Below are 12,725 nucleotides of genomic sequence, written 5' to 3' on the forward strand. Positions count from 1 at the left end.
TATGTTATAAGATTTTTCATTTCCACTCTGTAACAAGATTCTAGCATTCTCTCCTAAAATCTCAACTTAAATCTTAAATCCACCAATTAACTCTTGAAGTTCTTCCGCCATCTGTGCTAATTGTATTGCTGAAGAATTTATCTCTTCCATAGAAGCATGTTGTTCCTCAGATGAACCAGCTATCGTTTGCATACTTGAAGAATTTTCTTTTACAGCCATAGCTATTTGATCAATCGATGTATCAACTTTCATTGCATCAGTTGTCATTTTATTTGATAGTTCTACCATACCATGCACTTTTGATACAATATCATTTGCAGATTTTGAAATCTCATAAAAACTTTGTTTTGTATCATTCGCAACCTTAATTCCCGACTGTACTTCTACGCCTACTTCATTCATAGCTTTTACAGTCTCATGTACGTCTGCTTGTATTTCCTTAATTAAACTTCCAATTTCCATTGAAGATTCGGATGATTGCTCCGCCAACTTTCTAACTTCATCAGCAACAATTGCAAACCCTCTCCCCTGTTCCCCAGCTCTAGCTGCTTCAATCGCTGCATTTAATGCTAATAAATTTGTTTGTTCCGCAATATTTTGAATCGCTTCTAATATACTGCCAATTTGCTGTGATTTCTTATCTAATAATTTTATGACATTATCGGATTGAGAAACAGAGTGATGGATAGACTGCATTTGTGTTACAGTTTGTTCTACTAATTGTTCACCTTCATTGGCTTTTTGTTTAGTGTATATGGATGAAGCCGATACTTCAGAAGCATTCTCAGCTACGTATTGAATATTTCGTGTTACCTCACCAATTAATTCAGCTCCAGACTCAACTTCATTATTTTGAACCTCTGCACTGTTCGAGATTTCTTCCATCTCTTTTGTAATTTGTTCTGTCGCAACACTTGCTTGCTCTACACTAGCAGTTAGTTCCTCAGAAGACGCAGCTACATGTCCTGCAGATGTGTTAATTTGAGAAATAATATTACGTAACGACTCTGCCATTGTATTGAAACTACCACCTAATTGACCAAGTTCATCCTTTGAACGAATATCTATTTTCTCGGTTAAATCTCCTTGACTAATTCTTTGAGCTGAAATGACTAATTGTCTTAGTGGAGTAATTATAGATTTGAGTATGAATAGAATTACAATTCCACCTAACAATAATGAAGCACCTATTATAGTGAGCGTTTTATAAAAAATAGGATTGGTAGCTTCTTCAATTTCTTTCGTAGGCATTACGCCAGCTATTTTCCAACCTGTTTTTTTATTTGTCTTAAAGCTTATGTTTCGATCTTCACCATTGAGGCTATAAGTAATTACTCCATCTTCTGTCTTGTACAATTCATCCACTAAAGTTTTATCTAATTTCTCTCCAGGTTTTAGTGATGGATGAACAACTATAGTTTTATCTTGACTAACTATAGATACAAATCCTTGCTTCCCAATTTTTATCATTTTGGATGTTTTTACGATATCTTTAATATTCAAATCTACGCCAATGACACCACTTTTATCTGCATTCTGCTTTGCAATTGCAATTACCATATTTCCTGTAGACTTTGATTTATATGGAGATGAAACAATAATCTCTCCATCTGCTTTTACTGCATCCTTATACCAACTGCTTTCTAGCGGATTAAACCCTTCTGGTATTTTTCCAACAGGTGCATGAATAAATTGATTGTTACTGGATGCCGTATAAATCGTTTCTATCTCTGGATGTAACTGTATATATTGATCAAATTTATTCTGTACATTTTGCGATTGTTCAGGATTATAATCCCCTTGTGTGAGTACCTTTGCAAAATGAGTGATATCTGTATGCTTATTTTCTAATTCATCATCAACAATCTTATCTAAAATACTTATATTATCTTTTGCTGATTGTAGAATTGTTTCATTAAGATCTGTTTTTGATTTATTATAAGATGATACTCCTACGATAAGGCTTGGTATAATTAATATTGCTATAAATGCCATAGACAACTTCGTTTTAAGCTTTATTTGCCCCAATCTTTCTTTTATATTAAACACTAGCTACTTCTCCTTTTCATTTTTACTACTTATATAGTTTATTTAAATTTTTCTCCTTTACTTTTCCACATTCATTTATGGTACCATTCGAAATGAAACCACAATTACATCCTATTATCCACACTTTATAATTTAGAGATTTAATTTTCACAGACAGAGTTTTATCTGTCCTCCTTTCGAATATGTTATTTTTCTAGATTCAGCAATTATTAGACTACGAATTATTCCAAATAAACTTGATGCAACATATACTTCATTTAAAAAATAATTATTGGATTTGTTTGGATAAAAATCTAGTTTAGCGCTAATCCAATCGGATGAAATTCTTACCATAATACATTCACTAAACATAAATAAGTAAATTTATTTCTTTTAATACTTATATTTAACTGCCTTTTAACCATTCTAACTGTATTATTTCATCGTTTTATCTATTTATTACAACCACTTTTGTTTTATTGAATCACTAAACTATAAATTCTAAATAGGAGAATAAAATAAATTAGAGAATTACATTGTAACACATATATATAAGTTGTTAATATTAAAATTTAAAACTTTACTATTTTTCATATGCAATATTACATGCGAAAAGCCATAATTTTTTTGTTATACTATGCATGTGGATTTTTCATCCAAAATCCACCCAAACGCATATTTATGTATATGCCACCCTAATTGATGAAAGTGAGAAGAGTGTTTATCATTTTTCTCACTTTTTTATTTAGGCTCTGTTAATATTGATTATTGATAAAAAGTATTAAATAAGGGAAGACACCTTAGAGTTGGTGCTTCCCTTATTTGTTGATTATTCAAATCTAAAATAGGTATTTTCTAAACCTATTCTTTGCTTTAATGTTCTGCCCAAAGCATAATTATTTGGTAATTCTTTTTCAATGACACAAATAATATAACCTGCTTTTCCTGTTGTTAAATTAGTTAGTTGTAAGTAGTTAGTGTTGTCGTAGATATAAGAAATAATATATTCATAGAAATTATTTTCTTTATCTTCTCTATTCATACCAACATTGTACAACCTAACTCTTGCTCCTACCCAAATTTCCTCATCATCATCAACATTACTTAAAGGCATCCATTTCGAGTTATCCAATATTTCACCCTTTTCTTAATTCATTCGTTTATACACGAATGTTGCTAGACACAAACTATCATAAGCATCCGTCATTTCATTGATTAGACGACCACCAACAGAGAAAAAAGACTCAACATAGCTTTTTACCCATTGAAACACTTGCTCTTTTAGTTATTTTTACATTTTGAATCTACGAAAATGAATTCCCTTATAAAAACTCTAACAGAGAATGTTTCCTCCAAATTTCACCTAGGGAATTATTTGTTTTCCAAAAAACCTGCCAACATCTTTATCAACTCATTTTAGAATATTTAAACAATAATTCCATATACATTACCTGCATAAATTATTCATTTTCTTTTATATAAGACCTACCTTTTTACTTTTGGTAGATTATTAGACATTGGATTATTATACATAAACCCCAAAAACATGCGGTATTTTGTAGAATTTTGTCTATCAATATGTATGTACACCCTTTTGTAGTGGATATAGACTGTGAGGTGTAAGGAGATACCTTACAAAATAATAAAAAGGAGATTATAGAATGAGTAGATTAACAAAATTCTCAAAGTTAGTATTTTCAACTTTAATCGCGGGAAGTAGTCTAAGCACCTTTGTTTCGTCACACAATGTACAAGCTGACACCTTAGATCCTAATTACCAAGACAATGTAAAATTCATACCACCTTCTAGTGCTAGACCAACATTGGAACAAAAAAACACTATTGTTCCAGAAGCAAAAGTTGTTAAAAACCATTATGTAAAGTACTCTAAAGCACATTTCCAAACTAAAGAAAGTATACCAAAAGAGATTTATTATTCTTCAGAAGGCTTTAAGGGCTATATACAGGCAAGTACCGTTTGGGATATGGGAGATCATTTCGCAACACTATATTCCGGAACCGTTATTCGATGTTAGACTTTTAATCCATTCTCCCCTAATGCTTCAAATGATTAATAGCTCACTGCCAATACTGTAATATCTATTGTTCATAAAATAAACCACAAAATCTTTCGATTTCATGGTTTATCAAATATAAAGATAATGCTAAACGAATACTCTAACATTACCTTCCCCAAAGTTAATTATAGAGTATTTTCAAAAAAAAGACACTCTTGTAGTGTCTTTTTTATAGTATTTTAAAAAGAATTCCACCTACTAACACCTTTTTGCTGCGCCTATTCGTTTATTTCAATATGATACTTTTCCATCTCGTATATGCAATAGACAATGATAGCTAAACTCCAACTGACACTATAATAATTATGTGTGTAGAAGTCATATCCCGCTTTAATACCTTTCTCTATTACAACTAATGTAAATCCTAAAGCCACCCATCTGTTAATTTTCATCTTTATAAACGTTAAAGAGATAATTATTAAAAATAAAATATTTGTAAGATGATTTATCATTAGCTCATATTTTTGAATGTATACTGCCATTATACAAGCAACGATATTAGTCGCAATGCCAAAGGCAATCACCGCTCCCCAAACCCTGTCCGAAAGTCCCACTCCTGAGTCAGTCCCTTCCTAAACAAATATCCCTTTCTTTAATTCGTTCCTACACCCTATTCAAGATATGCTAAATTATCCTTGTCTGATGAATATCTATTTATCTTTTCATATAGAGCAAACAAAATTTCTACTCATAATTTTTTCTTTATTAGACAAACTATGTCTAAGCCGTTTGAACTAGCGGCTTCACTCTTCTGGTAATGGGATAGCACAATTTATTGAATTGACTAACTCATTCAACCCACTGGCACCGGCAGGCAACAAAATAGTTGTCTGCCATTTTCATGTATACTTTTTCTAATTTCATTTCAAACCAAGTGTGTGCTGTACTGATTTCAAAAGGACAGAATTTCATTTTTTAAAATGTAAAAAAGATAAGGTCCTGTCTACTTTTGGTATAGGACTTTTTCTTTTCACACATACTATTTTTGAACCTGTTTACCAATACGTGTCCTAATGGTGTCTTGAATTCCTCCTAAAAAGGGCTGCAGATACGACTGCATGCCCTTTTATTTACGTTGCTTCTCTATATTGAATAAAATAACTAAAAACTAAATATGTAATATTACATATTTTTTCTGTTCAGATTATGTTAGGATTTACTTCGTAGTCGAATTATAGTTTCGTATCTAATTCAGCAATATGTGAACTGTTTACCTAAAGAAAAGACACCCAAAAGGTGTCTTTTCTTCTTTTAATCTAAAAAACATTTTTTCTTTTCAGTAAGATCCAATTATCCCTCTAACCTAAACCTCATAATTAAAGGCAATTTAATCATGGTACTCAAGAGTTTTCATCCATTTCAATATACCTATAGCTTAATTTAAAATCACATTTCCAGCACTATATTTGCTTTCCTACAGATTTTCTGTCTTGTTCTTAATTCTGTCAAAATCCTCATGTAGCTATACAAAGAATATATGCTACTATGATATTAAGAAACTATGCGTTCCCTTAACCCTGTATCCGGCCCTGTATTTATTACAGGGTCTTTGTTTATTTTATTTACTTTTATTGGCTTATAAGGGTTAATACACAACCAATTTCAATTAAAATCGTTTAAATGTTAGTTAGAATTTGAAATAATATATCTATTAACTTTTTTAACAAATGTAATCTAATATTAAATTTCTAAATCTATACTGTACTATACACCAGTTAACACTATATAAATAGTATTAACTATCTTAATTGAATATTAGTAATAGTAAGTATAAATATTATCAATTTACTACATCTTACATTTATGTAAAAATAAATACGTGTTAAGCTTTTTCAAAATCTTTCCCCTAATAAAGATTTGAAGTAGCATTTCATGATTCTCCTTACTGTTAATATGCCTTGAAAAAGAACCCTATAGGGTTCTTTTTCTTCTCATTATAACCTCAGTAAGTCCATGCAAAAAGGACTGCTAATTATTTGCAGCCCTTTTACACGTTAATATACACTTGTATTAGGTATTTATACCAACTAAACATGCCATTATCATTTAGATATATAACACTTCAAAGTTTAGAAGTATACAATAACAAATCTTTCCCAACTTCCAGCTACATAACTAGTAGCTGTTAATTCTCTACCACCATTTGCTGATATATATCTACCATTACTTAGTGCTTGTAATACATATATCCTATTGTCTCCACCATTATATAAGATAAACTTTTCCCATGCACCAATTGATGTACGATCTGCTACTACTCTACCATTTGGCTCAAACAAAACATACTTCCCATTACTTTTAGTTTTTAAAGCGTACGTATATAATTCCCCAGTCGGAATTAATTCGAATTTCTCCCATTCATTAACTGCATTACGATTTGCTATTATATTTCCCGAAGGCTCAGCCGAAACATATTGTAAATTTGCTGCCTGTATAGCAACTGTCCAACTTCCATTTTACTTTAAAGGTTTAAACAATTGTGACCACATTTGTTTAAACCTCCACAATTTTTTCTAAGCTATTCTCTAAAAATCTTATTTTTCGTTGTAAATAAACCTGATTGGTACTCTTTATGCAAAAGAAAAGATGGAACCTTTAATTCAACTCCACCTTTTTTCGAAATAAAAAGCATCTAATTCTATTTGAATTAGATGCTTATATTTAGTCCTTAAACCTAATATTCTAAACTATTTACGCGTTTGTAAATCTTTTTTTATTACATCCCAGAGTGAATTATCTTGACGCATCGGTTTACCCTCTTCATCCCATTTTATTTTTTCTGTTCCCAATTCATAATTCATCCCTGTCCATGTGTCTTCACGGAATGCATAGAATGATTTATGCCATCCTTTTTGGTTAAAGATAGAAATAAGATCTTGCATGTATTGGGTAGCACCTGGAACAGTACGGTTAATTCCAAACTCCTCTGCAATAATTCGATTAGATGGTACATGATTTTTCTTAGACCATTGTTGAATTGGCTTCAAAAACTTCTCTAATCCCTGTCTATTCCACATTACAGGTTTCTCTAAATCCCCTACTTTTACTAATCCTGGATATTGATATTCCTTGTTTTGTTTTTCACCTTGGCTCGTTAATTCATATGGTTCATACATATGAAATGCGTATAGTGTTTTTTTATCCTCTACTGGTTTTAAATATTTAAAGGCCCATGGAGTAGCATATAAACCTGAATCTAAAATAATCGGTGTTTCTTTGTCCACTTCACGAATGGAGTTAATCACCTTTTCATAAAATCTGTTTAAATCAGCCGTCGTTCCTTTTACTTTTGCATACCATTTCTCGTAATCTTCCGTCCAAAAATCATTATATCTATTATTTTTAGCTGTTTCTGGATGTGGTTCATTTATAATATTATAACCAACCACCGCGGGGTGATCTTTTAGTTCCAGAGCGAGGTCCTTCCAAAATTGACTTGCTTGTTCTTGATACTTCTCTTCTTCCCATATTCTGTCGTCATTCTTATTATTATTAAATTGGCGCCATCGATCACCAGGTAAGGATAACATTGTAAGAACGACTTTCATTCCTTGTGATTGTGCGGCATCTAAATCCGCCTTTAATTTTTCTAGATCTTCCTTTACTAATCCCCGATAGTTATCTGCATTACCTATCAGAAAATCCTTTCCAGAAGTATCTGGTTTATCCTCAAATAGAAAATCTTTATCTTTTGCCCATTTATCAGGTGCTAAACGTACATATTCAATATTAGCTTCTTTTGCACTTTTATAGTTTTCAGGTAATGACGTACTATTCATGAAATTAGTACCCTTTCTTTTCGAATCCCAAAAACTAATTTTTGAATCGCCCTTGTGGTATGTATCAGCTCTTACATTCATTTCCTGTACTCCAAAACTCATCATGCCTAATAACGCAACAATTGGCAAAACTTTTTTCACAACTTTTCCTTCTTTCTCTTTATATTTAACACACATAACATACCTTTGTTTTGTTACAGGAATATGGCAATTTTCCAAAAATACCTTTTAAATTTATACATTGGTAGTTCATTCATAAAAAAAGAAAGAGATAATTAGAACGTTGCTTCATTTTAAAAGAAACAAAAAAGGAATCCTTTACGGATTCCTTTTTGCAATGCACTCTTTTTCAAATGGTACATTTTGCACCTACTTTTAGTATAACTTATAATTCCTATAAAATAAATAAGATTAACTGAAATTTACTTCAAATTGTGATAAAAAACATAATTAAGAAGCGCAGATAACTAAATATCATCCCTTTATTAAATAAAAAAGATTAAATAATTCCCCCTCCAAACTAGGACCCCTTTACAATTTTTACAAATATTGTTATAATTAGATAAACTAAAGCATTATCCCATTAACAAAGGGACTCCATAATTGGAGTCCTTTTGTTAATTAGCTATTAAAAATGATAGCATGTGATTATTGTATAATTTCTTCCTTTTTTAGATCTGCATATTCTTCTACGAAATCCCATAAACCTTGCTTTTCGAAGTAAGAAATACTTTTTTCACTTCTTCTAAGAGTTTAATTGCTTCATCTTCATTAAGAGAACGTAAAATATTGAAATGATATACATACTCTTCATTTCCTAATTCCATACAAACTGCTAATCCTTTTTCAATAAGTTCTTTTACAATATTTGTTTTTCTTAGCTTATAGTGTTCACGCGCTTGTAAGAACACTGCTTTAAAATGGGCAATATTCTTCTCTGTGACTTCTGATAAATGACGAATTGCTAATTTAGATAAATTTTGAGTTGCATATAATAGTCCTAGATTATGCCTTACTATTAAAATCAATTTTTCTTCATTATGTTTTTGCAAAAGGTCAATGGAACGATTGAAATGTTCTTCCGCTTTTTCAAATTGCTTTAAGAATATACGAGCTGTCCCTAATGCGGTTTCACAAGAAGCAACTTTCACCTCATATCCCATTAGCCCTAAATACAAGGAATATAGATACTTATTTTACTTTCAAAGGCTGAAACCTTGCTGCATAACTACTGAAAATAAAGTGAAAAGACGTTCAAATCCATATGGATAGATCGTCTTTTCACTTTATTTCATACATATACTGATTTTTCACTTATTCATTTTGTATTGTACTTAAAAAACCAATAAATTCATCTTCATTTACAGGTTTACTGTAGTAATAGCCCTGAATTAGATAACATGCATTACGTTGTAACACTGTTAATTGTTCCTTCGTTTCTACCCCTTCTGCTATCACTTTCATGTTTAAAGTATGAGCAAGTGAAATAATGGTTTGTATAATTTCATCTCCATCAGTAGAAGTTCCAATCCTATTAACAAATTCTCTTGGAATTTTCAAAGTATCAATTGGATAAAGAGGCAGATACGCTAATGAAGAATAACCTGTACCAAAATCGTCAATTGATAAATGTACACCATATGATTTTAATGCTTTTAACTTCGATAAGGTTTCCTTTTCATCTACCATTGCTATTCGCTCTGTTAATTCCAAATCAATCGAATTAGCAGGTACTCCTATCTCTTCTATGGTAGATATAATGGTTTGAACAAAATCTTTCTGTTCAAACTCTATAGCTGATAAATTTATCCCCATCTTTAGATTTGAAAAGCCCGCAGAATGCCATTCTTTCAGTTGTTGACACGCTTTCTGTAACGTCCACTTCCCAATTGAAATAATCTGCGCCGTTTCTTCTGCGATAGGTATAAACTCAAAAGGAGAAATCAGTCCAAGCTCTGGATGTTGCCAACGTATTAAAGCCTCTGCACCAATAACCTTACCTGCCTTACTATCAATTTGTGGTTGATACAATAAAAACAACTCATTATTTTCAATTGCATTTGGTAAATCCTGTTCTAATCGTAATCGACGAGTTACTTTTTGAGATAATGTCTCGTCATACATACAAACAGCATTGTTACCTTTTTCCTTTGCGCTATACATAGCGATATCAGCGTGTTGTAAAAGTGTAGTAGTATTTATTCCTCCAAATGGATACACTGCTATTCCTATACTAAGAGATAAGTAAAAACTATGCTGATTTACTACAAATGGTTCTTCAGTTATACGAAATAGAGTTTTACACAAATCCAATAGCTGTTGCTCTGTTTGGTTATGGACAATGATCGCAAACTCATCACCACCTATTCTTGCTAGAGGAATAGTCGGTGACAGACATGTCCTAAAACGTTTGGCAACTTCTTTTAAAACCTTGTCACCAATCGAATGACCCAATGTATCATTAATAGTCTTAAAGCGATTTAAATCAATATACAGGAGCCCAAACTTATCCTGTGTTTTTTGTGCACGCTTAATAGATCTATCTAATTCTTGTTGGAAGAATATACGATTTCCAATCTCCGTCACCGTATCATGGAATGCAAGGTAATTTATCTCTTCCTGTTGTTGTTTCATCCTTGTTATATCTTTTACCATTACATAGCTCCCAAAGGTTTGTCCTTCTATCATAATAGGAACTATAGTGACATACCAAAAGAGTATATCTTTCTCATTGTTATTTTTCACACGTAACTGTAGTGAAGATGAACTACATCGTTTCCCTTTCTTTATAGCTGCTTCCAATTCAGATTTATCTTCATCTAAAAAAATAGAGAAGCACTCTTTCCCTATCAATACAGCACTTTCTTTTCCTAATAACATACTTCCAGCCTGGTTTATATTTAATACGATACCGTTTGAATCAATCGTTAAAATAGGATCCGGATGATACTCATATAATGACTTAAATCTCTCTTGATTTTTTACTAAATCATTAGATTTATTTATTAAATCCCTTGTTCTTTGAGATACTGTTTGTTCTAATTGATTATTAAACACTTTTAATGTTTTAGTTAACTCTTTGTTTTGCATTCGTACGATTGTATGACGAATCAGTACAAATACAAAAGCAATACAATTTCCCGTAATTAATGTAGCTGAAGAAGTTTGCTCTTTCAAAGTAAAGCCAATTAAGACTGCAACTGCAAGATAAGGGAATATACCAAGAAGTTTCTCTCCAAATGTCGGATTAATAATAAAATAATTTCTTTTAGAAGAAGTATTCTTTGGGATTGTAGCAGCAATAGCGATAAATAATAGGAAAACTCTATACAAACACCTTAAAAATATAACTGAACGCTCTGACAAATCACCTTGTAAGTAAAAATACAAATAGTCCGTAATAGCCAATCCAGTTAATACTAGGATAAAAATAAACAATTTACTTTTTGCATTGAAAATAGCAGGTCGAAAGATCAGTGTAACTCCAAGTAATAGAAGCAATAAATCTATAATCGGAAAAATAAATGAGAGAAAAACATCTCCAATTGATAAGAATAAAATATTTGCAGATGGTTTATTAAATAGGTACCACTCTAATGTAAAAATAGCAGTAACAACAATGCATAAATCACAAAGTAAATACGCTTTCTCCCATTTGTTACATTCCATCATAATTTTATAAAAGAACGCAAAAAGAAAGAAGAATAAGAAAAACAGTAGAAATACATCAGAAATATTAAAATTTTGTATTGGTAATTCTACATTAAGTACTTGAAAAGCGGATATGAAATTTCCTATCAAAAAACACCCTATTGCAATAGTAATGCAAACCCAGAATACTCCTAACTTAATTTTTTGGGATAATATAGAATACAGTAATGAGATAAATACAGTAGTTTCAACGACTAAAGATGATAGTCGGATATTAAAATCTGATACGAAATAATGATTCGGAAAAACAAATAAAAATATAAAGCAAAAGCTTATATAAGTTATTAAAGCCAATATCAATACATAAAATTGCACATATACATGTTTACGCAATGGATTCACCTTCTTGATTTTTCTATACTTTTATTAAAAAATGGCTTGATGGTGGCACAAGTCCTACTAATTAAAATGTGTGCTACCTATTATCCATATTATGACCTTTTTAAAAGATTTCTTTCTACACACAACAATCTTATTAACCTTTTGTAGATGTTTACAATTATCAATACTGAGGATTCTAAAAAGGATAAGCTGAAAAATGTAATTTTTTAAGTATTTGAGCATCGTAAATTTGGCGGGTACAACTTATCTACTCTTTACATATGAGATAGAATCTACTCCTCTATTGGATTATAGTTGCTATCTGTCACACTTAAAAAGGAATGAAAATATACTATCATTAAAATAGAAATTCAAGTTAGTTTACGAAACCAACTGTAACTATTATAGTTACACAAAAAGTTGATGTCAATTTCATATCCTCCCTTTTTAACGGACAAAAGACATGACCTATTGAACAAAAATGTGATGTTTATAAAAAGGGCGGTAAAGTTTTATCTCCTTACTCAAAGAATTATAAATGATTTAGAATTAGATGCAATTGAAGCTAATATTGCATCTCCCTAAAAAGAATGTTACTCTAAAAATAGAATTATGAAAGGAATGATGGATGAATAATGATTAACTAATTTATATTTTAAGTTGAATTTTATAACTTCAAACTACAAAATATAGGGTTAGTCTATCCATTTTTAAAATTCAGTTCATACTTTATTTGTCATGATTCAAATGATTAATAAGTACTTATTAAGTATAGACGAAAGACTAATCCTTCCGATTACAAATTGGG

General features: G+C 31.0%; 8 protein-coding genes and 1 pseudogene. 1 reads left to right on the top strand and 8 read right to left on the bottom strand.

All coding sequences use genetic code 11. The annotated features are described in order from the left end of the window. Positions 1-66 precede the first annotated feature (66 nt). The 3 genes from BLT20_RS16850 to BLT20_RS31090 form a co-directional block, all read right to left on the bottom strand. A complete protein-coding gene (locus tag BLT20_RS16850) occupies positions 67-2,049 on the bottom strand; it encodes a methyl-accepting chemotaxis protein (RefSeq protein ID WP_000481869.1) in 1,983 nt (660 codons plus the stop codon). A gap of 808 nt (positions 2,050-2,857) precedes the next feature. Continuing rightward, positions 2,858-3,142 carry a hypothetical protein gene (locus BLT20_RS16860; RefSeq protein WP_002024558.1) on the bottom strand — a complete coding sequence of 95 codons (285 nt, stop codon included), beginning with the start codon at positions 3,140-3,142 and terminating at the stop codon, positions 2,858-2,860. Between the two features lie 33 nt (positions 3,143-3,175). Beyond that, complete coding sequence (locus tag BLT20_RS31090) at positions 3,176-3,301, bottom strand: hypothetical protein (RefSeq protein ID WP_002026153.1); 126 nt, start codon at positions 3,299-3,301, stop codon at positions 3,176-3,178. Between the two features lie 388 nt (positions 3,302-3,689). Here BLT20_RS31090 and BLT20_RS16865 point away from each other — a divergent pair, with 388 nt between their 5' ends. Then, positions 3,690-4,064: a hypothetical protein gene (locus BLT20_RS16865; protein WP_000088972.1), complete on the top strand. Its 375-nt coding sequence runs from the start codon at positions 3,690-3,692 to the stop codon at positions 4,062-4,064. Positions 4,065-4,324: 260 nt separating this feature from the next. Here the strand turns inward: BLT20_RS16865 and BLT20_RS16870 are convergent, their stop codons facing one another. From BLT20_RS16870 to BLT20_RS16890, 5 genes and pseudogenes are all read right to left on the bottom strand, one after another. After that, positions 4,325-4,660, bottom strand: coding sequence for a hypothetical protein (locus BLT20_RS16870; protein WP_000524431.1), 336 nt, complete (start codon positions 4,658-4,660; stop codon positions 4,325-4,327). A gap of 1,515 nt (positions 4,661-6,175) precedes the next feature. Further along, positions 6,176-6,562, bottom strand: a pseudogene (locus BLT20_RS16875) (peroxidase); the annotation flags it as partial. A gap of 231 nt (positions 6,563-6,793) precedes the next feature. Next, on the bottom strand, positions 6,794-8,062 hold the full coding sequence (locus tag BLT20_RS16880; protein WP_002026152.1) for a glycoside hydrolase family 5 protein: 1,269 nt from the start codon (positions 8,060-8,062) through the stop codon (positions 6,794-6,796). A gap of 512 nt (positions 8,063-8,574) precedes the next feature. Beyond that, positions 8,575-9,048: a tetratricopeptide repeat protein gene (locus tag BLT20_RS16885; protein ID WP_002026151.1), complete on the bottom strand. Its 474-nt coding sequence runs from the start codon at positions 9,046-9,048 to the stop codon at positions 8,575-8,577. Positions 9,049-9,199: 151 nt separating this feature from the next. After that, complete coding sequence (locus BLT20_RS16890) at positions 9,200-11,929, bottom strand: sensor domain-containing protein (protein WP_033684538.1); 2,730 nt, start codon at positions 11,927-11,929, stop codon at positions 9,200-9,202. Between the last annotated feature and the right edge of the window lie 796 nt (positions 11,930-12,725).

Source organism: Bacillus sp. cl96 (assembly GCF_900100505.1).
GTDB lineage: Bacteria > Bacillota > Bacilli > Bacillales > Bacillaceae_G > Bacillus_A > Bacillus_A cereus.